General features: G+C 72.5%; 20 protein-coding genes. 10 read left to right on the forward strand and 10 right to left on the reverse strand.

Annotated features, from left to right (window positions below; translation table 11 throughout):
- Positions 1 to 9 precede the first annotated feature (9 nt).
- A complete protein-coding gene (locus ADK54_RS09190; RefSeq protein ID WP_053725054.1) occupies positions 10 to 1,410 on the reverse strand; it encodes a glycoside hydrolase family 16 protein in 1,401 nt (466 codons plus the stop codon).
- A 326-nt stretch (positions 1,411 to 1,736) separates the two neighbouring features.
- Complete coding sequence (locus ADK54_RS09195) at positions 1,737 to 1,967, reverse strand: DUF4287 domain-containing protein (protein ID WP_053725101.1); 231 nt, start codon at positions 1,965 to 1,967, stop codon at positions 1,737 to 1,739.
- A 100-nt stretch (positions 1,968 to 2,067) separates the two neighbouring features.
- Here ADK54_RS09195 and ADK54_RS09200 point away from each other — a divergent pair, with 100 nt between their 5' ends.
- Positions 2,068 to 2,394 carry a hypothetical protein gene (locus tag ADK54_RS09200; protein ID WP_053725055.1) on the forward strand — a complete coding sequence of 109 codons (327 nt, stop codon included), beginning with the start codon at positions 2,068 to 2,070 and terminating at the stop codon, positions 2,392 to 2,394.
- Positions 2,395 to 2,419: 25 nt separating this feature from the next.
- Here the strand turns inward: ADK54_RS09200 and ADK54_RS09205 are convergent, their stop codons facing one another.
- The 3 genes from ADK54_RS09205 to ADK54_RS09215 all read right to left on the reverse strand — a co-directional run bounded on the left by ADK54_RS09205 (position 2,420) and on the right by ADK54_RS09215 (position 6,053).
- Positions 2,420 to 3,238, reverse strand: coding sequence for a hypothetical protein (locus tag ADK54_RS09205; protein ID WP_199826911.1), 819 nt, complete (start codon positions 3,236 to 3,238; stop codon positions 2,420 to 2,422).
- Between the two features lie 409 nt (positions 3,239 to 3,647).
- Positions 3,648 to 4,868 carry an acetyl-CoA C-acetyltransferase gene (locus ADK54_RS09210; protein ID WP_053725056.1) on the reverse strand — a complete coding sequence of 407 codons (1,221 nt, stop codon included), beginning with the start codon at positions 4,866 to 4,868 and terminating at the stop codon, positions 3,648 to 3,650.
- A 198-nt stretch (positions 4,869 to 5,066) separates the two neighbouring features.
- Positions 5,067 to 6,053 (reverse strand): SGNH/GDSL hydrolase family protein, encoded by a 987-nt coding sequence (locus ADK54_RS09215; protein WP_053725057.1) that lies wholly within the window; start codon positions 6,051 to 6,053, stop codon positions 5,067 to 5,069.
- A 164-nt stretch (positions 6,054 to 6,217) separates the two neighbouring features.
- Between ADK54_RS09215 and ADK54_RS09220 the strand changes: the two genes are divergently transcribed.
- Positions 6,218 to 7,606, forward strand: a complete 1,389-nt coding sequence (locus ADK54_RS09220; protein WP_053725058.1) for a cystathionine beta-synthase — start codon at positions 6,218 to 6,220, stop codon at positions 7,604 to 7,606.
- A 422-nt stretch (positions 7,607 to 8,028) separates the two neighbouring features.
- Here the strand turns inward: ADK54_RS09220 and ADK54_RS09225 are convergent, their stop codons facing one another.
- Together ADK54_RS09225 and ADK54_RS09230 are read right to left on the reverse strand one after the other, a co-directional pair.
- The gene (locus ADK54_RS09225; protein ID WP_053725059.1) at positions 8,029 to 8,472 is read right to left on the reverse strand and encodes a hypothetical protein; all 444 of its coding nucleotides are present in this window, start codon (positions 8,470 to 8,472) and stop codon (positions 8,029 to 8,031) included.
- Positions 8,459 to 9,904, reverse strand: coding sequence for a purine-cytosine permease family protein (locus ADK54_RS09230; RefSeq protein ID WP_053725060.1), 1,446 nt, complete (start codon positions 9,902 to 9,904; stop codon positions 8,459 to 8,461). The genes ADK54_RS09225 and ADK54_RS09230 overlap by 14 nt, the downstream gene beginning before the upstream one ends.
- Positions 9,905 to 10,046: 142 nt before the next feature.
- Here ADK54_RS09230 and ADK54_RS09235 point away from each other — a divergent pair, with 142 nt between their 5' ends.
- The 3 genes from ADK54_RS09235 to ADK54_RS09245 all read left to right on the forward strand — a co-directional run bounded on the left by ADK54_RS09235 (position 10,047) and on the right by ADK54_RS09245 (position 13,045).
- The gene (locus ADK54_RS09235; protein ID WP_053725061.1) at positions 10,047 to 11,546 is read left to right on the forward strand and encodes an aromatic amino acid ammonia-lyase; all 1,500 of its coding nucleotides are present in this window, start codon (positions 10,047 to 10,049) and stop codon (positions 11,544 to 11,546) included.
- An 11-nt stretch (positions 11,547 to 11,557) separates the two neighbouring features.
- Complete coding sequence (locus ADK54_RS09240) at positions 11,558 to 12,397, forward strand: MurR/RpiR family transcriptional regulator (RefSeq protein WP_053725103.1); 840 nt, start codon at positions 11,558 to 11,560, stop codon at positions 12,395 to 12,397.
- 81 nt (positions 12,398 to 12,478) lie between these two features.
- Positions 12,479 to 13,045, forward strand: coding sequence for a hypothetical protein (locus ADK54_RS09245; RefSeq protein WP_053725062.1), 567 nt, complete (start codon positions 12,479 to 12,481; stop codon positions 13,043 to 13,045).
- Between the two features lie 13 nt (positions 13,046 to 13,058).
- Here the strand turns inward: ADK54_RS09245 and ADK54_RS09250 are convergent, their stop codons facing one another.
- Entirely contained in the window at positions 13,059 to 14,405 is a 1,347-nt protein-coding gene (locus tag ADK54_RS09250) for a diaminopimelate decarboxylase (protein ID WP_053725063.1), read from the reverse strand.
- Positions 14,406 to 14,520: 115 nt separating this feature from the next.
- Between ADK54_RS09250 and hutU the strand changes: the two genes are divergently transcribed.
- The 4 genes from hutU to hutI all read left to right on the forward strand — a co-directional run bounded on the left by hutU (position 14,521) and on the right by hutI (position 20,698).
- The gene (gene hutU / locus ADK54_RS09255; protein WP_053725064.1) at positions 14,521 to 16,197 is read left to right on the forward strand and encodes a urocanate hydratase; all 1,677 of its coding nucleotides are present in this window, start codon (positions 14,521 to 14,523) and stop codon (positions 16,195 to 16,197) included.
- Between the two features lie 470 nt (positions 16,198 to 16,667).
- Complete coding sequence (locus tag ADK54_RS09260) at positions 16,668 to 17,858, forward strand: allantoate amidohydrolase (RefSeq protein WP_053725065.1); 1,191 nt, start codon at positions 16,668 to 16,670, stop codon at positions 17,856 to 17,858.
- Positions 17,849 to 19,186 carry a formimidoylglutamate deiminase gene (locus tag ADK54_RS09265; RefSeq protein ID WP_053725066.1) on the forward strand — a complete coding sequence of 446 codons (1,338 nt, stop codon included), beginning with the start codon at positions 17,849 to 17,851 and terminating at the stop codon, positions 19,184 to 19,186. The genes ADK54_RS09260 and ADK54_RS09265 overlap by 10 nt, the downstream gene beginning before the upstream one ends.
- 345 nt (positions 19,187 to 19,531) lie before the next feature.
- Positions 19,532 to 20,698: an imidazolonepropionase gene (gene hutI / locus ADK54_RS09270; RefSeq protein WP_053725067.1), complete on the forward strand. Its 1,167-nt coding sequence runs from the start codon at positions 19,532 to 19,534 to the stop codon at positions 20,696 to 20,698.
- A 10-nt stretch (positions 20,699 to 20,708) separates the two neighbouring features.
- Here hutI and ADK54_RS09275 read toward each other — a convergent pair whose 3' ends face one another.
- Together ADK54_RS09275 and ADK54_RS09285 are read right to left on the reverse strand one after the other, a co-directional pair.
- Entirely contained in the window at positions 20,709 to 22,859 is a 2,151-nt protein-coding gene (locus tag ADK54_RS09275; RefSeq protein ID WP_159047682.1) for an FGLLP motif-containing membrane protein, read from the reverse strand.
- A 235-nt stretch (positions 22,860 to 23,094) separates the two neighbouring features.
- Positions 23,095 to 23,406 carry a hypothetical protein gene (locus tag ADK54_RS09285; RefSeq protein WP_053725070.1) on the reverse strand — a complete coding sequence of 104 codons (312 nt, stop codon included), beginning with the start codon at positions 23,404 to 23,406 and terminating at the stop codon, positions 23,095 to 23,097.
- A gap of 265 nt (positions 23,407 to 23,671) precedes the next feature.
- Between ADK54_RS09285 and ADK54_RS09290 the strand changes: the two genes are divergently transcribed.
- Positions 23,672 to 24,742 (forward strand): GNAT family N-acetyltransferase, encoded by a 1,071-nt coding sequence (locus ADK54_RS09290; RefSeq protein WP_078966234.1) that lies wholly within the window; start codon positions 23,672 to 23,674, stop codon positions 24,740 to 24,742.
- The last annotated feature ends 125 nt before the right edge of the window (positions 24,743 to 24,867 follow it).

A 24,867-nucleotide genomic window follows, 5' to 3' on the forward strand; every position in this document is an offset into this window, starting at 1 on the left:
GCCTCCTCATCAGTGGCCGAAGGTGAACCAGTTCACGTTGACGAAGTCCGCGCCCTGGCCGCTCGTGAAGGTCACGTACACGTCATGCGTGCCGGTCACGCCGCTGATGTTCGCCGGGACGGTGCGCCAGCTCTGCCAGCCGCCCGTGTTGGCCACGGCGAAGCTGCCGACGGGCGCGCTGCTCCGGCTGTCCAGGCGCACCTCCACCAGGCCGCTGACCCCGCCGGCCGCGCCGCTCGCCACTCGCGCGGAGAACTGCCTGGCCGCTGTCGTACCGAAGTCCACGCCCTTGTAGAGCGCCCAGTCACCGTTGGCGAGGGAGCCGATGTCCTGGCCGCCGCCGCTGTCGGTGGTGGTCTCCTTCACCACACCGGACTGCTGGTCGTACGACTCGGCCTGGATGGTGCCGTAGGCGTCACGGTTGCCGGCCGGGGGTGTGGTGGGCGGGGTGGTGGTGCCGGAGCCGGCTGCCTGCTGCACGGTGACGTAGTCGACGACCAGCGGGTGGCCGGGCTGGGTGCCCGCGTCGGGGCCGCCGCCGAACGCGTCGGGGAAGCCGCCGCCCATGGCGACGTTCAGGATGACGAAGTAGCCGTGGTTGGTGGCGTTCGTCCAGGTCGTCGCGTCGACCTGGTTCTGGTTCACGGTGTGGAAGTTGACGCCGTCCAGGTAGAAGCGCATCTGCTCGGTGGGGCCCGAGCGGTCCCATTCGACGGCGTACGTGTGGAAGCCGCTCTGGCAGGTGGCTCCGTCGCAGGCCTTCTGGCCGCCGATGCCGGTGGTCTCGTTGCAGGGGCCGCCGGGGCTGGTGCCGCAGTGCATGGTGGACCAGTTGTTGTTGAGGCCCTGGACGTTCTCCATGACGTCGAGTTCGCCGATGCCGGGCCAGTTCCACCAGTTGCCGCGGAAGGGCGAGCCGAGGGCCCAGAAGGCCGGCCAGTAGCCCTTGGCGGCGGCGCCCGTCACGTCCGGCATCTGCAGGCGCGCCTCGATGCGGAGCTTGCCGCCGGCCGGGGGCTGGAAGTCGGAGCGCTTGGTCTCGATGCGGCCGGAGGTCCAGTTGCCCGCCGCGTCGCGCTGCGGGGTGATGCGCAGGTTCCCGGCGCCGTCCAGGGACACGTTGTTGGTGGACGAGGTCATCGTCTCGACCTCGCCGGTGCCGAAATTGGCGGGGCCGCCGGGGTAACTGGTGCCGGTCGTGTACTGCCAGTTCGCGGTGTTCACGCCGGACCCGGCCGGGCCGTTGAAGTCGTCGGTGAACACCGTGGTCCAGCCCGCCGGGGGCTGCGGGGCGGAGGCGCTGGCGGGCAGGGCGACCACCGCGGCGGAGGCCGCGGCGAGGCCGAGGGTGGAGAGCACGGCGATCACGGCTCGCCTGGCCGGGCTGCGTCTGTGGGGCGTCGGGTGCATGTGGGGGGTGCCTCTCTCGGAAAGAGAGCGCTCTGAGAGCGCTCTCAACGACGGGCTGCGCGGTCACTGTGCTCCCCGTCGTCCGGAGCGTCAAGAGGTAAAGCGGTGAAAGCCCTTGCAGGGATGGGGAGTTCACCTACTGAAGGCGCGTGCAGGCGCGTGAGGGCGGTGGGGCGGGAGAGCTCGCGCCGGTGTGGACCGGGGGCATCCGGACCGGGCGCCGGGAGGCATCCGGGCAGCACTTCGCCCCGCCGACCGGTCATCGGCGGGGCGAAGGGGCGGTGCGCTTCCCTGCGGGAAGCCTGGCGGCGGAGTTCCTCCCGGAGCTAGAGCAGGCGGCGCGCGGCCCGCCTCAGGTCGTACTCATGGATGATCGCCTTGGCGTGCCCATAGGCGAGATCGTGCTCGCTCCGGAGCCAGCTGACCTTCTCCTCGAAACGGAAGAGGGAGGGGCCTTCCTCGACGGTGCGGAGCCAGTCGGACACTTCACGACCGGTGCAATGGGGGATGCGGGAAAGCAGGTTGCGATGGGTCTCTTCGGAGAAGACTTGGGACATCGGCGCCTCCGGAGGCATTGCGCTTACTGGTCCTTCACTGCACCGTGCCTGAGGGTTCGCGTATTGGCAACAGTGCGGGGGAGGCGCGTAGGGTCGCGGCGTGCTCGATGTGAACCCGTTGATCTTGGCCGTGGACCGCTTCGCCGACCGGCTGCGTGCCGCTCCCGAGAGCCGGCTGCGGCGTGGCGCGGCGGCCGAAGGGCTGGCGCTGGCCCGGGAGTTGGCGGTCCGTGCGCAGCGCGTCGAGGACCCCGGGCGCGAGCCGCGGATCATGCCGGACGCCGGCGCGTTCGCGGTCGCGGACCAAGTCATGGTCGCCGGACGGGACTTGGCGCAGGCGCTCCGCACGGCGAAGACCCCGCCCGGCGGGGAGCCGGACGGGGCCGTGGAGCTGGTGGAAGCCGCGGGGGCGCGGGCCTTCGGCTAGCCGCCCCCGGGAGTGGCCGTCGCCGTCAGAGCGAGGCGATGACCCGGTCCGCGAGGATGTAGACGCTCTCCTGGCCGCACGAGAAGGTCAGCGCGTACGCGCCGGACACTCCGGAGCCACCGAGCAGCACCGGGGCGTCGCCGTCGCGCAGGGCGTCCGCGAGGCGCTCCGCGGTCTCGCGGTGGCCCGGGGTCATGCAGAGCGTGGTGCCGTCGGCGAAGACGTACACGTCGAGCGTGCCGAGCGGCCCCGGGCGCACGTCCGCGAGGGCGGTACGGGACTCGGCGAGCTCCTCCAGGCGGGAGACGGTGGCCTCGTGGTCGGCGACGACGGGCGTCTGGACCGGTACGAAGTCGGGGTGCGAGGGGTGGCGTCGGCGGGCCGCGGCGAGCTCGGGGGAGTCCTCGGGGAACTCCTCCGCGGTCTCCAGGGCCTCGGCCATCTCCAGGGCCTCGGCCTCCAGGCCCGTGAAGTCCGCCTGGCGGGGCAGGAAGAACGCGGCGTCCTCGCCGAGCCCCGCGAGCCCGCCCAGCATCGGGGAGGGCGCGTCGGCGGCGTCCCTGGCCTCCTGGGCGGCCCAGAAGGCGCGCGCCTCGGCCAGCTCGCGCTCCCGCTCCTCGGCGAGGGCCTCGGCGACGGCGGCGCGTATTTCGGCGGCCGGGGTCGCGCTGGAGCGGGCCTGCTGGGGCAGGGAGACGCTCTGGTCGGCGCGGTGTTCGGCACGGGCGGCTGCCAGGTCTTCGCGCAGAGCCACGACCTGCTTGCGCAGCCCGTGGGCAGCGTGCAGGGCAGCGGCGCCCACGGCCGTGGCAGCGGCCGTGGTCAGCAGCAGGGCAAGAGGCATGGCGCTCACTGACTTACTCCCGGATTCAAACGATTCCCCGACTTCCTACATCAGCTTGTCGTGAGCCCGCTCCCGGTGTCAGTGCATTACGTCACGAAATGGACAGGTCTTTGGGCCTCAGGTTTACCGGCATACCATCCCTGACCTGGGAGAACGCGTTCCCCGCAGGAGATACGTCACATCCTGGGGGAGATTCGGTCACGGTTAGGACGCGGAACGATTGGCTGTGCGTGGCCTGTGGGACGCGGGAGCCCAGGTCAGGGAGCCGAGGGTCGCGCTGTGCGTTCAACCTGTGGCGGCCGGGGCGTCAACGCTGCGTCGACCACGCGTCAACGCAGCGCTCCGGCCGTCCGGGGCCTCTTTGGCCGAGGTTCCGGTCGAGACCCCGGTCAAGAGTTCGGCCGAGGTCTCAGCTGAGCCGCTCGATGACCATCGCCATGCCCTGGCCGCCGCCGACGCACATGGTCTCCAGACCGAACTGCTTGTCGTGGAACTGGAGGCTGTTGATCAGCGTGCCGGTGATGCGGGCGCCGGTCATGCCGAAGGGGTGGCCGACCGCGATGGCGCCGCCGTTGACGTTCAGCTTGTCCAGCGGGATGCCGAGGTCCTGGTAGGACGGGATCACCTGGGCGGCGAAGGCCTCGTTGATCTCGAAGAGGTCGATGTCGTCGACGGTGAGCCCGGCGCGCTTCAGCGCCTGGCGGGACGCCTCGACCGGGCCGAGGCCCATGATCTCGGGCGACAGGCCCGTGACGCCGGTGGAGACGATGCGGGCCAGCGGGGTCAGGCCGAGCTCGCGCGCCTTGGTGTCGCTCATGATCACGAGGGCCGCGGCGCCGTCGTTCAGCGGGCAGCAGTTGCCGGCGGTGACGAGTCCGTCCGGGCGGAAGACGGGCTTGAGACCCTGGACGCCCTCGACGGTGACACCCGCGCGCGGGCCGTCGTCCTTGCTGACCACGGTGCCGTCCGGCGTCGTCACCGGGGTGATCTCGCGCTCCCAGAAGCCGTTCTTGATGGCTTCCTCGGCGAGGTTCTGCGAGCGCACGCCGAACTCGTCCATCTCCTGGCGCGAGATGCCCTTGAGGCGGGCGAGGTTCTCGGCGGTCTGGCCCATCGCGATGTACGCGTCCGGGACGAGACCGTCCTCGCGCGGGTCGTGCCAGTTGGCGCCCTCGGACTGCGCGACGGCGGCGGTGCGCGCCTCGGCGTCGGCGAAGAACGGGTTGTGGGTGTCGGGGAGGCCGTCGCTGCTGCCCTTGACCGAGCGGGACACCATCTCGACACCGGCCGAGATGAACACGTCGCCCTCGCCCGCCTTGATGGCGTGCAGCGCCATCCGGGAGGTCTGGAGCGAGGACGAGCAGTACCGGGTGATCGTGCAGCCCGGCAGGTGGTCCATGCCCATCTGCACGGCCACGATGCGGCCCAGGTTGTGGCCCTGCTCGCCGCCGGGGAGGCCGCAGCCGAGCATCAGGTCGTCGATGTCGCGCGGGTCGAGGCCGGGGACCTTGGCGAGGGCGGCCTGGATGATCGTGGCCGTGAGGTCGTCGGGGCGGAGGTCCTTGAGCGAGCCCTTGAAGGCGCGGCCGATGGGGGAGCGGGCGGTCGAGACGATCACGGCTTCGGGCATCACGGCTCCAGGGGATGGGAAGGCAGGACTCCTTGGGAAGTTACCCGCACGTACTGGATTGGTCATCCGGGGTGGCGTGTGATGCGGGACTCTTTTCTAAGCGGTTGCTCAGTGGCCGCCCCGTGGAGTTCTCGGCGGCCTGCCCGGCGCCGGCCGACTGGTCGCCCAGCGCCCCGGGACACCCCGGGGCGCCCGTCGTCACCGTCTCGTGTGCGAGCCGTTGCGGGTCGGCTCCACCGGGTCCGGCAGGCGCCGCCGACGCCGGTGTTTGAGCAGGGCCCAGGGCGCGCGGGCCGCCGTGACCTCCGTGCCCGCCTGGGCCGCCGCGGCCGAGGCCGCCTTCGCCACCGGCAGGATGTCCTCGTCGCGCGAGGCGTCGGGGTGGTCGGACTCCGGCCACAGGCCGAGCGCGGCGCACAGCGTGGGCAGCACCGCCATCGCCGCGGTCGCGTACCCCTCGGCCGAGGGGTGGTAGTTGTCGGGCCCGAACAGCTCCCGCGGGTTCGCCTCGAACTCCGGGCCGAGCAGATGGCCCAGCGACACCGTGCGGCCGCCCTGCTCCACCACCACGATCGTCTGCGCCGCGGCGAGCTGGCGCGAGACCCGCCGGGCCAGCCAGCGCAGCGGCTGGTAGACGGGCTCGATGGTGCCGAGGTCGGGGCAGGTCCCGACGACCACTTCGGCCCCGGCGGTCCGCAGCCGGCGTACCGCGGTCGACAGGTAGCGCACCGAGGTGGTGGGTGCCATCCGGGTGGTGACGTCGTTCGCGCCGATCATGATCACGCAGACGTCGGGGAGGTGGGCCGGGTCGGCGAGCAGCAGGGACACCTGGCGTTCGAGGTCGTCGGAGCGGGCCCCGGGCAGCGCCACGTTCCGCAGCGTAACCATGCGCTCGGCGACCGCCGCGAGCCCCGAGGCGAGCAGGGCGGCCGGGGTCTGGCCCGCTCTTCGCACGCCCTGGCCGGCCGCCGTGGAGTCGCCCAGCATGCCGAGCCTGAGCGGCTGCGTACCGTCGGCGAAGGCCGTTCCGTACAGGCCGTCCGCGTTCGGGGCCTGCGGGGAGCCGCCGCCCACCGAGCGTTTCGCGAGCGCCAGCTCGGCCAGGACGACGCCCACCGCGGCCCCCGCGAGCAGCCCGATGCCGCCGCCGCCGAACGCCGCGCCCGTCGCGATCCGCCGTGCCACCCTCGCTCTCGACAGAGTCCCCGCCACCGCCACCTCCCTGGAGCTTGCAGTCGTACAACAGCTAACTGCCCGGTAGCGGGTGCCGCTCAATCCAGTGCAAAGGTGAACACGCCATCGTGGTCCGCATACGCTGGCGGTACCTAATCGGAGACCCGGAGACAACGGTGCGATTCCACGACTCGATGATCAGCCTCGTAGGCAACACCCCGCTGGTGAGGCTCAACAGTGTGACCCAGGGCATTCAGGCGACAGTCCTGGCCAAGGTCGAGTACTTCAACCCGGGCGGCTCGGTGAAGGACCGGATCGCCGTCCGCATGATCGAGGCGGCCGAGCAGTCCGGCGCCCTCAAGCCCGGCGGCACGATCGTGGAGCCGACCAGCGGCAACACGGGCGTGGGCCTGGCCATCGTGGCCCAGCAGAAGGGCTACAAGTGCATCTTCGTCTGCCCTGACAAGGTCTCCACGGACAAGATCAACGTGCTGCGGGCGTACGGCGCCGAGGTCGTGGTCTGCCCGACGGCGGTCGACCCGGAGCACCCGGACTCGTACTACAACGTCTCGGATCGCCTGGTGCGCGAGACGCCGGGGGCCTGGAAGCCGGACCAGTACAGCAACCCGAACAACCCCCGTTCGCACTACGAGACCACCGGTCCCGAGCTGTGGGAGCAGACGGAGGGGAAGATCACCCACTTCGTCGCGGGCGTCGGCACCGGCGGCACCATCTCCGGCACCGGCCGCTACCTCAAGGAGGCCAGCGACGGCAAGGTGCGGATCGTCGGGGCGGACCCGGAGGGCTCCGTCTACAGCGGCGGCTCCGGGCGTCCGTACCTGGTGGAGGGCGTCGGCGAGGACTTCTGGCCGACCGCCTACGACCAGGACGTCACCGACGAGATCGTCGCGGTGTCCGACAAGGACTCCTTCCAGATGACCCGGCGGCTGGCCAAGGAGGAGGGCCTCCTGGTCGGCGGCTCCTGCGGCATGGCCGTCGTGGCCGCGCTCAAGGTCGCCGAGGGCCTCGGCCCCGACGACGTGGTCGTCGTGCTCCTTCCGGACTCCGGCCGCGGCTACCTGTCGAAGATCTTCAACGACGAGTGGATGGCGGACTACGGCTTCCTGGAGGAGGCCGGCCCCTCCGCGCGCGTCGCCGACGTGCTCGGCTACAAGGAAGCCGGTCACCTTCCCTCGCTGGTGCACATGCACCCCGAGGAGACGGTCGGCCAGGCCATCGAGGTGCTCCGCGAGTACGGCGTCTCGCAGATGCCCATCGTGAAGCCGGGCGCGGGTCACCCCGATGTGATGGCCGCCGAGGTCATCGGCTCGGTCGTCGAACGCGAGCTGCTCGACGCCCTGTTCACCCAGCGGGCCCTGTTGGACGACGCGCTGGAGAAGCACATGAGCGCGCCGCTGCCGCAGGTCGGCTCGGGCGAGCCGGTCGGCGACCTGATGTCCGTGCTCGGCAAGGCGGACGCGGCGATCGTGATCGTCGAGGGCAAGCCGACCGGGGTGGTCAGCCGCCAGGACCTGCTGGCCTTCCTGGCCCGCACCCCGCAGTAGGCCGGCGGCCGCTCCCACTCCCCCACGGGGGCGGGAGCGGCCGAGGCAGACGAAGTCGCGCAACCGGTACGAGCGCGACATGTGCGCGCAGCACCCGCTTAACACGGCTCGTGCACAGTGGTGGATGTCGGCAGGGGAACCCGGGCAGGGGGCCCCGGCCGGCGCCACCAGCGGCGTCGAGGAACTTCCGGAGCGGCTCCCGGACTTCCACGGACGCCCAGGACGCGGAGACCGGCCCTGACCCGGGACCGTGTCCCTCGCGGGGACCGCCGTCGTCCCGCCCCCCGGGCGACCGGGGGTGCGGCGGTCCCCGCGATCACCTTTTTCCGGGGCCGGCGCCCACTCTTTTTTCGGAGTCGGCGCCCACCCTGTTTCCAGGCTCGCTGTGGCCCAACTCACCACCTCCGTGCGGAAGTTGTGGCTCAGTCGTCCTCGCGGGGCCGCCGGAAGAGCTGCCACGGCCAGCGGTGTGCCGCGTGCACGGCGTTCACGGCGACGATGCCGAGCCAGGTGGTGAGCAGCCCGGGGTAACCGGCGTTGACCGCGCCGATCGCGGACAGCGGTATCGCGAGGATCAGCGAGATCATGGCGAAGCCGAAGCGCTCGCCGAAGTGGCTCTCCGGGCCGCCCCGGGCCGGGCGGCCGCCGCGGGCCACGACCATCTGCTGCTCCGCCAGCTGCCGCCGCACCCGCCGGTCCACCGAGCCGTCGACCCGCTGCTCGACCTTCTCCAGGAAGGAGTCGACGAGCGCGGACTCGTACTCGGGGCCGAGGTCCCGACGGGCATGCAGGGTGGCGTCGAGTTCCTTCTTGAGCTCGGCGTCCTTCAGGAGGCTGGGCCGGGGCTCGGTGTCACGGGCATCCATGCACTTGACGGTACGGAGCGGAGGCCTCGTCCGCACGGGGGGTACCCCCCGTATTTCTTCCTCGTGCCAGCACGAAGAAGAGCGCCGCCGGGACGGCCAGGCCCACGATCCACGAGACGTCGGCGCCGCCGAGCCGCTCGACCAGCGGGCCCGTGTAGAAGCTCGTGGCCAGGAACGGGAGCTGGGCGAGCACCCCGATCACGTACACCGACAGCGCGTCCCAGCGCCAAGTGCCGTAGCGGCCGCGGGGGTCGAAGAGGGCCGGGATGTCGTAGCGCTCGCGGGAGATCAGGTAGTAGTCGACCAGGTTGATCGCGGACCACGGCGTGAAGAAGGTCAGCAGGAAGAGCAGGAAGTCCTTGAACGAGGTCAGGAACGAGTCCTTGCCCGCGAGCGCCACCGCCGTGCCGGCCACCATGATGCCGCCGATGTAGAGGGCGCGGGCGCGCGGCCCGATCGTCTTCTGGGCGCGGAAGCCGCTGACGCTGGTCACCATCGACATGAACCCGCCGTAGGTGTTGAGCACGTTGATCGTGAGCTTGCCCAGCGCGATCGTGAAGTACAGGAACGAGGCGATCAGGCCGGTGCCGCCGAGCCCGACGACGTACCCGACCTGGTTGGCGAGGAAGGCGTCGCCGGCGGTCGCCGCGACCAGCACGCCGAAGGCCATCGACCACTGGGAGCCCAGTGCCGAGCCCGCCAGCGTCCACCAGAAGGTGGCGCGGGTGCTGGTCGTGCGGGGCAGGTAGCGCGAGTAGTCCGCGACGTACGGGCCGAACGCGAGCTGCCAGGACGCCGAGAGGGAGACCGCGAGCAGGAACATCGGGAGGTGGAAGGCGCGGTCGTGCAGGACCGCCGTCAGGTCGATCCGGTCAAGCAGACGTATGCCCAGGTAGACGAAGGCCAGTGCGCAGATCACGCTCGCCACCCGGCCGAGCGCGTGGATCACCCGGTAGCCGATCGTCGCCGTCACGGCGGTGACCAGGGCGAAGATGACGATGCCGGGGGTCTCGCCGAGGTGGGTGAGCTCGCCGGTCGCCTGGCCCGCGAGCACGCTGCCGCTGGCGAAGAAGCCGACGTACATCACGATCACCAGGAGCAGCGGCACCACCGCCCCGCGCACGCCGAACTGGGCCCGCGAGGAGATCATCTGCGGCAGCCCCAGGCGCGGGCCCTGCGCCGAGTGCAGGGCCATCACGGCGCCGCCGAGCAGGTTGCCGACGACGAGGCCGATCAGCGACCAGAACGCGCCGCCGCCGAAGACCACCGCGAGGGCGCCGGTCACGACGGCGGTGATCTGGAGGTTGGCGCCGAGCCACAGCGTGAACTGGCTGAAGGCGCTGCCGTGGCGCTCGGCGTCCGGGACGACGTCGATGGAGCGGCGCTCGACGAGGGAGGCGCCGGGCCCTGAGGGTTCGGGGGATGCGGTCATGGGGGTGCTCCTTCGCGACGAGGAGGCGGTGCAGGCTTGCCCGGCTGTATATCGTCATGCAGAGTTCTGGGTGTCTGAATAACTTGTCAATGGCTCGGGTCCGGGTCCTTGGCGCCGCGTCCGGAAATGGTGGTGTTCGCGCATGTTGTCGTCCCACGTCGTGGACGCCTCGCAGGATTCGCCGACCGGGATCGTCGTGCTCGACGGCGAGACCCTGCCCGTCGCCGACGTCGTCCGGCTCGCCGACGGAACCGCGCGCCCCGTGCCCGGCACCGAGGCGATGCGACGCGTCGAGCACGCCTGGCACACCGCGCGCGAACTCGCCGCCTCCGGGCGGGTGTACGGCCGCTCGACCGGAGTCGGCGCCAACCGCACCGAGGCCGTGCCCACCGAGGCCGCCGCGGGCCACGGTCTGCGCCTGCTGCGCAGCCACGCCGGGGCGATCGGCGACCCGCTGCCGGCCCGCGAGGTCCGCGCGATGCTCGCCGTGCGGGCCAACCAGCTGCTCGCGGGCGGTGCGGGCCTCCGCCCGACCGTCGTCACCGCGCTGTGCGAGGCGCTGGAGGCCGGGGCGCAGCCGGTGGTCAACGAGTTCGGCTCGGTCGGCACCGGGGACATCGCCGCCCTCGCCCAGGTCGGCCTCGCGCTGGCCGGGGAACACCCCTGGCAGGGCGGCCCCGAGCCCGAGGCGCAGCCCCTCGACAACAACGACGCGCTGGCGCTGATCAGTTCCAACGCCCTGACCCTGGGCCAGTCCGCGCTCGCCCTGGACGAGCTGCGCCGCCTGGTGTCGGCCACCGAGATCGTGGGCGCCTTCTCGCTGCTCGCCGTCGACGGCTCCTACGAGGCGTACGCGGAGCCCGTGCACGCGGCGCGCCCGCACCCCGGCTCGTACGCCACCGCCGCCCGCATGCGCGAGCTGCTCGGCGCCCCCGAGCGGCCGACCCCGCCGCTCGGCCGCATCCAGGACCCGTACGGATTCCGCTGCCTGCCGCAGATCCACGGGCCCGCGCATGACGCCGCCGACGCCCTGGAGCGGGTCCTCGCGATCGAGATCAACGCGGCCGCCGAGAACCCGCTGATTTCGCCCGACGACCTCGCCGCCTACCACCACGGCGGGTTCTACCTGGCCCAACTCGCCCTGGCGCTCGACCACTTCAGGCTCGCCGTCACCCAGGTCGCCCGCCTGTCCACCTCGCGCCTCTCCGCCCTCAACGAGCCCGCCTACACCCGCCTGAAGCCCTTCCTCGCGGATGCCGAGCCCGCCTCGTCCGGGGTGATGATCCTGGAGTACGCGGCCGGCGCCGCCCTCGGTGATCTGCGGGCCTTCGCCGCCCCGGCCTCACTGGGCCACGCTGTACTCTCTCGGGGCGTCGAGGAGCAGGCCAGCTTCGCCTCGCTCGCTGCCCGTCAGACGCTGCGGCTGGGCGGGGCGCTGCGGCTGGTGGTGGGGTGCGAACTCGTCGCGGCGGTACGGGCGTTGCGCCAGCGCGATCTGCGTCCGGACCCGGAACTTCCGGTCGGGCGGGCGTTCGCGCTCGCCGAGGCCGTGCTCGACGAGGACGTCACCGACCGGCCGCTGACCGCGGACGTCGACCGGGCGGCCGCACTGCTCGACCGGTTCAAGGATCTGTACGCATGAAGGGGGACGGCATGAGCGAGGGCCCTGCCGCACGGCTGCAACAGCTCTTCGAGGGGCGCAGGCTGACCCCGACGCAGCGGCGCATCGCGCACTGCATGGTGCGCCGCGCCGCCGACGTGCCCTTCCTGTCCAGCGTCGAACTCGCCGAACTCGCCGGCGTCAGCCAGCCGTCGGTGACCCGGTTCGCGGTCGCCCTCGGCTTCGACGGCTACCCGGCGCTCCGCCGCCACCTGCGCGAGGTCGCCCCCGCCGCGACCGGCCAGGAGGCCGAGACCTCGTACAACGAGTACCAGCAGGCCGTGCAGGCCGAGATCGAGAACCTCCAGCACCTGGCCGGTCTGCTCGCCGATCCGCGCCCGGTCGAGGACGCGGGCCGGCTGCTCGCCGCCTCCCGGCCGCTGCCCGTGCTCGGCCTGCGCGCGGCCTCCTCGCAGGCCCGCGGCTTCGCCTACTTCGCGGCCAAGGTGCACCCCGACGTCCGCCTGCTCGACGAGGGCGGCACCATGCTGGCCGACCGGATCGACGCGGCGCTGCGGGCCGGGGCCTCGGCCCTGCTGTGCTTCGCGCTGCCGCGCCATCCCAAGGAGGTCGCCGAGGCGCTCGCGTACGCGCAGTCGGCCGGGCTCACCGTGGTCACGGTCGCCGACTCGGCGTTCGCGCCGGTCGCCAAGTACAGCGACCTGCTGATCCCGGCGGCCGTCGGCACCGGCCTCGCCTTCGACACGGCGTGCGCGCCGATGCTGCTTGGCCGGGTCCTCCTGGAAGCCATGTGTGACGACCTGCCGGACGCGCAGGCCCGCCTGGAGGAGTTCGACGCGAAGGCGGCGGCGCGGGGTCTGTTCGTCGAGTAGTCCCACCCGGGTCGCTCTAAGAAACCGCTCAGATTGCCCGGCTAACGTCCGCGCCAGTAATTCGAGGCATGGAGGTGGGACGTGGGTCGCGGAGGGCAGGCGCTGGCGCGCGTGGCGGTGGTCGTACGGGCCGGGGCGGCCCCGCTGTGGTGGCTGGGCCTGCTGGCCGCGGGCCTCGGGGCCGTGCTCCCGGTGAGCCTGACGGGCCGCCGGATCGGGCTGCTCGCGGGGGCCGCGCTGTTCCTCGTCGCGGCGGCCGTCGTCTTCGTGGCCCGGCGCCGCCGCTACACGCACTTCGCGAAGGCCGCGTCCCGCGCCGCCAAGGCGGACTTCCTCCAGGACCGTGTCGTGACCGTACGCACCTGGCGGCGGGCCTGGCGCTGGTGGCTGCTGCTCGGCTTCCTCGCGGCGGCGGGCTCCTCCTTCGCGCTGCCCGGCGCGGGCGGCCTGCTGATGGCGGGCGCGGGCGCGGGGCTTTGGGTGAAGGCGGGCTGGCTGGGGCGCCTGGAGCGTGCGGGCGACGCGCTGATGTGGGTCCGCACGGACTGGGTGCCGAAGGGCGTGCCGGTGGGCAAGAAGGTGCGGGGCTTCCGGGCGACCGGGCTCGGCGCGGGGGATGCGGCGCCCGGCGGGGCCCGGCGCCGCTGAACTCGGAGCTCTCTCAGAGCAGGGCGTCCGCGTGGGCGCCGCCCGCCTCCTCGACCAGGTCCGCGATGGGCTGCGGGTCGCGCACCGTCGCGAATCCCACCCCGTCCGCCGTGGCCGTGAAGCCGTAAATCCCGGGCCTGGCAAGGGAGTTGTAGGAGTAGTGGTGGGCGAAGTAGTACGCGCCCGTGTCCAGGACTCCCGTGTAGTCGCCCTGTTCGAGCAGGGGCAGCGGGCGGTTCTCGGCGAGCAGGTCCCCGGCGAAGCAGGCGGGCCCCGCGATGTCCTGGGCGACGGGCGGGCCCTGCTTGGGGCGGCCCTTCGCGTCGTACGCCTCGATCCGCAGCGGCCAGGAGGCGGGCGCGTACACGGTGCGGGCCGCGATCTGCACCCCTGCGTGGGTGACCGCGATGGGGCGGCCGCCCGAGCTCTTCGCGTACTCGACCCGGGCGAGCACCAGACCGTGCTTGGCGAGCAGTGAGCGGCCGAACTCCGTCACCAGGCCGTACCGCCCGTCGAACAGTCCCGGCACCTCCTCCTTAAGAAGGCGTGCGTAAGAGGCGTACGTAGGCGTCTCTTCGTCGGAGCCGAAGTTGACGGGGAGGCCGCCGCCGATGTCGATCGTGTCGACCTGCTGTCGGCCCACCGCCGCGTTGATCTCCTCCGCGAGCTCGTAGACGGCCCGCACGCCCCGCGCCATGAGGGAGAGCGCCACGCCCTGCGACCCGGAGTGCGTGTGCAGCCGGGTCAGCCAGGGGCGCTCCGCATACGCCCCTACGACCCAGTCCCGGGCGCCGTCGTCGAGCAGCGCGACCCCGAACTTGGACGTGGCCGTCGCCGTGGACAGCGCGTCGATGGACCCCGCGCCGAGCTGCGGGTTGACCCGGATGCCCAGGGGTGAGGCGCTCGGCGCCGAGGACACGAGGGCGTCCAGGCGGGCGAGCTCCTGGGGATTGTCCGCGTTCACGGCGATGCCCAGGGCCAGCGCCTCGCGCAGCTCGGCCGGGGTCTTGGCGGGGGAGTCGAGCACGGTGGCGGTGGGGCGGATCCCGGCGGCCCTGGCCAGCGCGAGCTCGCCCGGACTCGCGACCTCGGCGCCCAGGCCCTCGGCGAGCAGCAGCCGCAGGACCGGGACCAGCGGACAGGCCTTCACCGCGAAGGCGTGCAGCACCGGGGCGTCGGTGACGGCGGCGAAGGCGGCTCGCAGGGCGGCTGCGCCCGCGCGGATGCTGGCGGTGTCGAGGAGGGCGACGATGGGGACGTCGGGCCCGGCCAGGCCCTGCTCCACCGCGGCCCGTACGGCCTGTTCGCGGCGCTCCGCCGCGGCGGTCCCGGCGGCGCGGGACGTTGCCTGGGAAGTCATGCGATCAAGCCAATCACCGGGTGGCCCCGAGCGCAGAGGGTACGCATCTATTGACTAGTTCTATTCAGTGACACAGGATGTGAATATCTGGATCAGGTCACGAGGAGGCACCGCCATGTCAGGACCCCGCCCCGTACGGGCACCGCGCGGCACGGAACTGAGCGCCCTGGGATGGCAGCAGGAAGCCGCGCTGCGCATGCTCCAGAACAACCTCGACCCCGAGGTCGCCGAGCACCCCGACCAGCTCGTCGTCTACGGCGGCACCGGCAAGGCCGCCCGCGACTGGCGCTCCTTCGACGCCATGGTGCGTACGCTGCGCACGCTCAAGCAGGACGAGACGATGCTGGTCCAGTCCGGCCGCCCCGTCGGCGTCATGCAGACCCACGAGTGGGCGCCGCGCGTCCTGATCGCCAACTCCAACCTGGTCGGCGACTGGGCCAACTGGGAGGAGTTCCGCCGTCTGGAGGCCCTCGGCCTCACCATGTACGGCCAGATGACGGCCGGCTCCTGGATCTACATCGGCACGCAGGGCATCCTCCAGGGCACGTACGAGACGTTCGCCGCCGTCGCCGCCAAGCTGCATTCAATCGGTAAAGGGGTCAACGGCACGCTCGCCGGGACGATCACGCTGACCGCCGGCCTCGGCGGCATGGGCGGCGCCCAGCCGCTCGCCGTGACCATGAACGACGGCGTCGCGATCTGTATCGACGTCGACCCGCGCGCCATCGAGCGCCGCATCGAGCACCGCTACCTGGACGTGAAGGCGGACTCCCTGGAGCACGCCCTCCAGCTCGCCGTAGAGGCCCGCGACGCCCGCCGCCCGCTCTCCATCGGCCTGCTCGGCAACGCGGCGGAGCTGCTCCCGCGCATGCTGGCCGAAGGCGCCCCGATCGACATCGTGACCGACCAGACCTCGGCCCACGACCCGCTCGCGTACCTCCCCGTCGGCGTGGACTTCGACGACATGGCGTCGTACGCGGCGAAGGACCCGGCGGGCTTCACGACCCGGGCCCGAGAGTCGATGGCCAAGCACGTCGAGGCGATGGTCGGCTTCATGGACGCCGGCGCCGAGGTCTTCGACTACGGCAACTCCATCCGCGGCGAGGCCCAACTCGCGGGCTACGAGCGGGCGTTCGCGTTCCCCGGCTTCGTGCCGGCCTACATCCGCCCGCTGTTCTGCGAGGGCAAGGGCCCCTTCCGCTGGGCGGCCCTGTCGGGCGAGGCGTCCGACATCGCGAAGACGGACAAGGCGCTCCTCGACCTCTTCCCCGAGAACGAGTCGCTGCACCGCTGGATCAAGATGGCCGGCGAGCGCGTCCACTTCCAGGGTCTCCCGGCGCGCATCTGCTGGCTCGGCCAGGGGGAGCGCGACAAGGCGGGCGACATGTTCAACGACATGGTCGCCAACGGCACCCTCGCCGCCCCCCTCGCGATCGGCCGCGACCACCTGGACTGCGGCTCGGTGGCCTCCCCGTACCGCGAGACCGAGGCGATGCTGGACGGCTCCGACGCGATCGCCGACTGGCCGCTCCTGAACGCGATGGTGAACGTCGCGTCGGGTGCGTCCTGGGTCTCGATCCACCACGGTGGCGGCGTCGGCATGGGCCGCTCCATCCACGCGGGCCAGGTGTCCGTGGCGGACGGCACGAAGCTGGCGGGCGAGAAGATCCGGCGCGTCCTCACCAATGACCCCGGCATGGGCGTCATCCGGCATGTCGACGCCGGGTACGACATCGCGGAGCGGGTGGCGGACGAGCGCGGGGTCCGCATCCCGATGCGGGAGGGCGAGTGACCCCGCCAGGACTCACCCCGGGGGCACCGCCCCCGGACCCCCAGTCGCGCCTTGAGGGCGCTCGTCCTCAAACTCCCCCAAGGACTTCGTTGAGGGGGTACCCCCAGAGGCTGAAGACGCCCGACCCCACCGGGATCGACCCCGCCAAGGGCGTGCCCGTACCCGGCGCCGCTGGTGCTCCGCCCCAGACCCCGCTCGCGCCTGAAGGGCGCTCGTCCTCAATCGCCGGACGGCCTGAAGACGCCGCTGTACCCGGCGCTGCCAGGGGCGCGGGGAACTGCGCGAGCAACGACGTACGGTCCGCAGCCGAAGACAATGCTCCTGACCCCGCCGGGGCCGCGGGGATGCTCGCCCCCAACCCCGCCGGGGGCGCGGGGAACTGCGCGACCGGCCACGCACGGTCCGCGGCCGAAACATTCCCCCCGGAGGGTCTCGGGAAGGGGCGGGGTGGGGGATCCTCCTTCCAGGAGATGTGGGCAACGCTCGCGCCCATCGGCCGCGACAGCGGAACCCGCGGGTACCGCCGGCACGCCTGGACCGCCGCCGACGCCGACTGCCGCGCCTGGTTCCAGGCCCAGGCGGAGTCCCGGGGGCTCACCTACGAGCTGGACCGCAACGGAAACCAGTGGGCCTGGGCCGGAGACCCGGAGGCCGGGGACGCCGTCGTCACCGGGTCGCACCTCGACTCCGTACCCGACGGCGGCGCCTTCGACGGCCCTCTCGGCGTCGTGTCGTCCTTCGCCGCACTTGATGAACTCCGGCGCAGGGGCGCCCAGTTGACCCGCCCCCTCGCCATCACCAACTTCGGTGACGAGGAGGGCGCACGGTTCGGGCTCGCCTGCGTCGGGTCACGGCTCGCCGCGGGACAGCTCACCGTCGACGCCGCGCACCGCCTGCGCGACGCGGACGGCGTGAGCCTTCCGCAGGCCATGGAGCGCGCGGGGTACGACCCGGACACCATCGGCCCGGACCCCGAACGCCTCGCCCGCATCGGCGCGTTCGTGGAGCTGCACGTAGAGCAAGGGCGGGCGCTCGACCTCAGCGGGGACGCCGTCGGCATCGCCTCGGCGATCTGGCCGCACGGCCGCTGGCGGTTCGACTTCGCGGGGGAGGCCAACCACGCCGGCACCACCCGCCTGGTCGACCGCCGCGACCCGATGCTGACGTACGCCGAGACCGTCCTCGCCGCCCGCCGCGAGGCGGAACTCGCGGGCGCCGTCGCGACGTTCGGCAAGATCTCCTGCGAGCCCAACGGCGTCAACGCCATCCCCTCCCTGGTGCGCGGCTGGCTGGACTCGCGCGCCGCCGACCAGTCCACTCTGGACACGGTCGTCGCCGCGATCGAGCAGGCCGCCAAGGAGCGGGCCGAGCGGGACGGCGTGGACCTCAGAGTCGTGCGCGAGTCCTTCACGCCCGTCGTGGAGTTCGAGCACGCGCTGCGGGACGAGATCGCCAAGATCCTCGGCGGCCACACCCCGGTCCTGGGGACCGGGGCGGGACACGACGCCGGAATCCTGTCCGGCTCGATCCCGACCGCCATGCTGTTCGTACGCAACCCCACCGGCGTCTCGCACTCCCCGGCCGAGTTCGCCGGCGAGGACGACTGCGTCGCCGGGGTGCTCGCACTCGCCGATGTACTGGAGGGCCTGGCGTGCAGGTGACGTACTGGCTGGAACACGCCTGGCTCGACCCCGAGGTCGAGCCGGGCGTGGCCGTGGAGGTCGCCGACGACGGCCGAATCGCCGCTGTCCGCAAGGGAGTCGATGCGCCGCCGCCCGGTGCCGTGGTGCTGCGAGGGTTCACCGTCCCCGGGCTCGCCAACGCCCACTCGCACGCCTTCCACCGCGCGCTGCGCTCCACCGTGCAGGTCGGCTCCGGGACCTTCTGGACCTGGCGCGAGACCATGTACGAGGTCGCGTCCCGGCTCACCCCGGACACGTACCACGCCCTCGCCCGTGCCGTGTACGCGGAGATGGCACTGGCGGGGATCACCGCGGTCGGCGAGTTCCACTACGTCCACCACGCGCCGGGCGGCGCCCCCTACGACGACCCCAACGCGATGGGCGAGGCGCTGATCGCCGCGGCCGCCGAGGCAGGCATCCGCATCACCCTGCTCGACACGGCCTACCTCTCCTCCGGCTTCGGCGCCGCCCCCGACCGGCACCAGCTCCGCTTCTCGGACGGCACGGCCGAGGCCTGGGGGGCACGCTGCTCGGCCCTCAAGGACCGTGAGCACGCCAGGATCGGCGCGGCCATCCACTCCGTACGGGCCGTCCCCGCAAGGGAGTTGGGCACGGTCGCCCAGTGGGCCGAGGCGCGGCGGGCTCCGCTGCACGTGCACCTGTCCGAGCAGACGGCGGAGAACGACGCCTGCCTGGACGCGTACGGTCTGACGCCCACTCAGCTTCTTTCGGAGCACGGGGTGCTGGGGCCGCGCACGACGGGCGTCCACAACACGCACCTGACTGACGGGGACATCTCGCTGCTCGGCTCCACCGGTACGGGCACCTGCATGTGCCCCACCACCGAGCGCGACCTCGCGGACGGCATCGGTCCCGCGCTCGCCCTCCAGCGGGCCGGATCCCCGCTCTCCCTCGGCAGCGACAGCCATGCCGTGATCGACATCCTGGAGGAGGCGCGGGCGATGGAGCTCGACGAGCGCCTCCGTACGCGGACGCGGGGGCACTGGACGGCGGCGGCGCTGCTGCGGGCCGCGACCGCCGACGGCCAGGCGGCGCTCGGCTGGGCCGACGCCGGCCGGATCGAGGTGGGCGCTCTCGCGGACCTCACCACGATCGCGCTCGACTCCGTCCGGACGGCGGGGCCGGCCCCTCGGCTGGCTGCCGAGACGGCGGTGTTCGCGGCGTCGTCGGCCGACGTCCGCCACGTGGTGGTGGGCGGCCGCCAGGTGGTGCGGGACGGGTCCCACGCCCTGATACCCGACGTGGCGTCGGAACTGACGGCGGCGATCGCAACGCTGAGATCGTAGAAGTTCCCCCACCCCGCCCCTCCCCGAGACCCTCCGGGGGTTGAAGCGCCCCAGGGGCTCCGCCCCAGACTCCGCTCCTCAGAAGGGGTCGGTTGCCTGCGGTCCGGTGGGGGCTGGTCGCGCAGTTCCCCGCGCCCCTAGCAGGGCTGGTGGCGGCCAGTACTGGCATCTTCAGCCCGTCATGGGGGTCCCCCCTGGCCCTTGAGGCCTTGGGGGAGTTTGAGGACGAGCGGCCTTCAGGCGCGAACGGGGTCTGGGGCGGAGCCCCAGGAAACCCGGCTTCCCTTCCCCCAACCCCCGGAGGGTCTCGGGGAGGGGCGGGGTGGGGAACAAGGAAAGGACACCATGAGCAGCACCCTCGTACACAACATCACCACCCTCGTCACCAACGACCCCGACAGGGGACCCGGCCCCCTCGGCCTCATCCAGAACGCCGCCCTCGTCGTCGAAGACGAGAAGATCGCCTGGGTGGGCCCGGCAACGGACGCCCCGCCCACCGACACCGCCCACGACGCCCAGGGCCGAGCCGTGATCCCCGGCTTCGTCGACTCCCACTCCCACCTCGTCTTCGCCGGCGACAGAACCGCGGAGTTCAACGCCCGCATGTCCGGCCAGGCGTACGCCGCCGGCGGCATCCGGACCACCGTCGCCGCCACCCGCGCCGCGAGCGACGAGGAGCTGGGGGACAACGTCGCCCGGTACCTCGCCGAGGCGCTGCGGCAGGGCACCACCACGCTGGAGACCAAGTCCGGGTACGGGCTCACCGTCCAGGACGAGGCCCGCGCGCTGCGCATCGCCGCCGAGCACACCGACGAGGTCACCTACCTCGGCGCGCACATCGTGGCCCCGGAGTACGCCGACGACCCGGCCGGATACGTCGCCCTGGTCACCGGCGAGATGCTCGACGCCTGCGCCCCGTACGCCCGTTGGATCGACGTGTTCTGCGAGAAGGGGGCCTTCGACGGGGACCAGGCGCGGGCGATCCTCACCGCGGGCCAGGCCAAGGGGCTGCTCGCGCGGGTCCACGCCAACCAGCTCACCCACGGGCCCGGCGTCCAGCTCGCCGTGGAGCTGGGTGCGGCCTCCGCCGACCACTGCACCCACCTCACCGACGCGGACGTCGACGCCCTCGCCAACAGCGCGACCGTCGCGACCCTGCTGCCCGGCGCCGAGTTCTCCACCCGGGCCCAATGGCCTGACGCCAGGCGGCTGTTGGACGCGGGCGTGACCGTCGCGCTGTCCACCGACTGCAACCCCGGGTCGTCCTTCACGTCCTCGATGCCGTTCTGCATCGCGCTCGCCGTACGGGACATGAAGATGACCCCGGACGAGGCGGTCTGGTCCGCCACCGCGGGCGGCGCCGCCGCGCTGCGCCGCACCGACATCGGCCGCCTCACTCCGGGCGCCCGCGCCGACCTGGCGTTCCTGGACGCGCCCTCGCACGTCCACCTCGCCTACCGGCCCGGCGTCCCGCTGGTGAGCGAGGTGTGGCGGGCGGGCCGCAGGGCCTGACCGGGACCGTTCACGCTGCCGCGGCCCGCCGCTCCAGGCGGGCCACCCAGCGCCGCAGGCCCAGCGAGAACGCCCCGGCCAGGACGAACAGGCCCGTCGCGATGGCCACGGTCAGCCAGCGCAGGTCCTTCGAGACCAGGAGGTGCGCGCCCGCGCCCGGGTGCACCTGGCTGAGCAGCACGTGGAAGAAGAAGGTCAGCGCGACCAGATACAGCGCGTACCAGGCGGGCTTGTTCCACTCCTTGAGCACCCGCCCGTCCATGCCGGACAGCGGCAGCATCCCGAACACCACCACCTCGACCCCGCCCACCACGGCCAGGCCGACCGTGTACGCGAGCACGTACGGCATGCTCCCGGGATCGGCGTCGCGCCCCGCCTCGACCAGGGGCGTGCCCAGCGTCCAGACCAGCAGCGAGGCCGCCAGCGTGCAGATCCCGCCGACCAGCACGGCCTGCCCCTTCGGCACGCCGCCCAGGACGCGCGGCGGCGTGCCGAGCACCAGGTACACCGCCACGAGCCCGTAGACGTACGGCACGGGGGACTCCAGCCACCTCGACAGCGCGGCCATCACCACGGCGAGCATCAACCCGGCCGGAACCACGCGGAGTTCGGCCGGAAGACCGCCCCGGCCCGGCCGCAGCAGGGAATCCTTCGTCTTCTCGTACGTCATGAGGACGAGCAGCATCCCGGCCGCCGCCCCGATCACCTTGACGACGGTCTGCGCGCTCCAGTGGGTGGTGGCGTCGGCCCACACGACGAGTGCCCCGCCACCGAGCGCGTAGCCGCCCATCCGCAGCCAGCCGGGCACCCGGGCGGGACCGCTGTCCCGGCGCCGCCTGCGCCACCAGCGGGTCAGCGCGTTGTCGGCGAGCTGCGAGGGGAACGCCTTCTCCAGGAGCAGCACCATCAGCAGGAACCAGGCGGCAAGACCCGCCGAACCGGCCAGGTCCTTGAGCGCCCACGACACTTCGGCGGGCGTACGCAGACTTCCGACGAGCCCGATTCCGTGACCGTGGCCGCCCCCGGCCTTCGGCGGGGGTGTGGAGGACGGGGAAGGAACGGGGACGACGCCCGAGTCCTTGTGCGAGGAGGTCGGGTCCGGCGATCCGAGCTTCGTGCCGGGGTTGTCCGGTGTCGTGCGCGGGGTCGGGCTGGGGCCCGGGTCCGTCTGCTGGCCGGAGACCTTGTCGTGGCCGGTGGACGGGGTCTGCGAGTCCGTGTCGTCCGGCGTCGGCGTGGGCGTGGGCGTGGGCGGTGTCGGCGACACGGGCGGGGTGACCGCCACCGCGGTCACCGTGAACGGCGCCGAGGCCGTGAGCTGCTCCCCGGGCGTGGTGTGGCCCCCCGTACTGGCGACGGGCAGCCCCTGGCAGGTCACGGTCACCTTGTGCGGCCCCGCCGCGGCCCCCGCCGGCACCGCGAACGAGGCCCTGAGCGTCCAGTCCGCCCTCGATACGGCCCCGGAGGCGACGGCTGTCGCGTCCCACAGGACGCGGGCCGCCGCACCGCACTGGAAGCCCGTACCGAGGACGTGCACGGTGCTGCCGGGTGTGCCGGATCCCGGGTCGAGCGAGACCGCGGGCGGTGGCAGAACCGGTGGCGGAGGCGGCTCCGGCGCGAGCACCCGGAAGGTTCCGCTCCGGCTCACCGAGGGGCGCGAGGCGCAGGTCGCGACGACCGTGTGCGTCCCCGGCGCCGCGTTCGCCGGCACGACGTACCGGTACGTGAAGGCACCCGACGCGTCGGTCCACCCCTTGACCGGCGGGAAGAGGTCGCTGGTCAGGGTGAGTGGCCCGGCGAACCCGTCGCCGTTTCCCGCGCAGTCGAAGCCGCTCCCGTTCACGTGGAGGGGCCCCTTCTGGCTGGCCGTCGGGTACACCTCGAACACGGGGTTCGCGGACGGCCGTGGCCGCGGGGTGGTGGCTGACGGCTTCGGGTTTCCGCCGTGCGTCGGCGTAGGAGATGTGGGCCCGGCCAGTGGCGTGGAAGGGCCGGGCCCCGGCGTGGATCCCGCGGGTGCGGAGCCGACCGCGGCGGCCGTCGCCGCCGTGGTCACCATGCGTTCGGGCGCCGCCGGACCCGGCACCCCGATGATGGCCGGCAGCACTGCCGCCGTGCACACCGCCACGCATGAACCCCGTTTCCACAGCCTCTTCTCCATCGGCTGTGCCCCCTTGGATCCGCACGGCCCTCCCCGGACCGTTCCGCCTCCCGGTTACGAGTCCTAGGACGCCACGACCCCGAGGAGAAGGTTCCGGCGCGTGGGCGGCGCATGGGAGCGAGATTGCCCGACGGATATGCGCCGCGCGCCCCTCAGGCGCCGCCCCTCAGACACCGGCCCCCAAGCACCGGCCCCCAAGCACCGGCCCCGAGCACAGGCGATCAAGAACTGGCGATCAAGAGCTGGCCAGCCGCTCGATCTCCGCCGTGTCGCCCGTCGCGAGCAGCCCGAAGAGCCGCAGCACCTCGTCCTTGGACACGCCGGACAGCTGGCGCGGGGGCGCGTCCGGGTCGTCCAGGTTCTCCCAGAGGAGCCAGAGCAGCTCGCCGCTCGGGAAGGCGCTCAGGGACCAGCCGTTCTCGTGGGTCAGGGAGACGTCGGGGTGCTCGTCGTCGGCGTCGGCCAGGCCGTCGAGGATCGTGCGCATCGTCGCCTCGTCGGGCTCGTCGACGGAGGTGCCCGACAGGTCGGTCATGAAGTAGCTCATACCGTGCATTAGCTCACGCCGAGCGCCCCACCCGTACGCCCGGGCCCGTCCGCCCCGGGCGTCGGCACGGCCAGGACGGGGTCAAAACGACGACGGCGTACCAACCTTCACCGTACGGTCACAAACTGCGGGAGGGTACCTACCGTCGGGTGAAATCGACCGGTACCGTCCAGGTTCAGCGTGGCTCAGGGGTAGACCGGGGGGTCGAGAGTTGAGCAGTCTGCGCGGGAGCGGCGCCGCCGAGGGCGCACGGGGACGGATACGAGTGGCGAGGCCCGGCGATCTGAATGCCGGGGAACTGGAGGTCTGGCGCGAGCTGCGAGCCAAGTCGCAGACGCCGGAGAATCCTTTCATGGAGCCGGAGTTCACTCTGGCCGTGGGGCGAGTGCGGTCCTCGGCGCGGGTCGCCGTGGTGTACGAGGGTGGCGAGCCATCCGCCTTCTTCCCTTATGAGAAGGGGAAGTTGGGGCAGGGGCGAGCCATCGGGTTCGGGGTATCCGACTGCCAGGGGCTCATAGGGAGAGTCGAACTCGGCTTGGAACGCGACGAGTTGATGCGGGCGTGCGGCCTGTCCTCCTGGGAGTTCGACAACCTGGAGGCCGGTCAGTCGCTGTTCGCTCCGGACGCGGCCGCCGAGTACGCCTCCTTCGTCATCGACGTGGGGGCCGGTTACGAGGCGTACGAAACGATCCTGCGCCGGCAGTCGCCGAAGTTCTTCAAGACCACCACCGCCAAGGAGCGCCGGCTCGGCCGGCAGGCGGGGGAGGTGCGGTTCGTCTTCGACGAGCGGGACCCGGCGGCGCTGGCCCGGCTCATGGAGTGGAAGTCCGCGCAGTACCGCCGCACCGGGCGGCGCGACCGGTTCGCGCAGGAGTGGATCAACACCCTGGTGCACCAGCTCGCCCACACGCGCGCGCCCGGCTGCTCGGGGGTGCTCTCCGTGCTGTACGCGGGGGACAAGCCGGTCGCCGCCCACTTCGGGCTGCGCTCGCGCACCGTCCTGGCCTGCTGGTTCCCGGCGTACGACCCGGAGTTCGCCAAGTTCTCGCCGGGCCTGGTGCTCCATCTGCGGATGGCCGAGGCGGCCGCGGCCGGGGGCATCGGGATGCTCGACCTCGGGCGGGGGGCCGCCGAGTACAAGGACGCGCTGAAGACCGGCGAGATACCGGTGTACGAGGGGGCGTCCACCCGGCCCGGCGCGGGCGCGGTGCTGCACTGGATCGGGCGCGAGCCGTCCCGCCGGGCACACGGATTCGTCCGGAAGCGGCCGAGGCTCGCCGAGTTCGCGCAGCGCAGCCTCAAGCGGGCCGGGCGGTTGCGCGGCGCCGGAAAGTAGCCCCCGCGAGGGGGCTGAGCACATCAGAAGACCCGGAGCGCGGGGGGAAAAGCACAGTGTCGGACAGGTCATCGCACGCATCGCAGGGGCCGGAGGCCCAGAGCCTCGTGAGACCGCAGGGCATC

This window comes from Streptomyces sp. WM6378 (assembly GCF_001279695.1).
Lineage (GTDB): Bacteria > Actinomycetota > Actinomycetes > Streptomycetales > Streptomycetaceae > Streptomyces.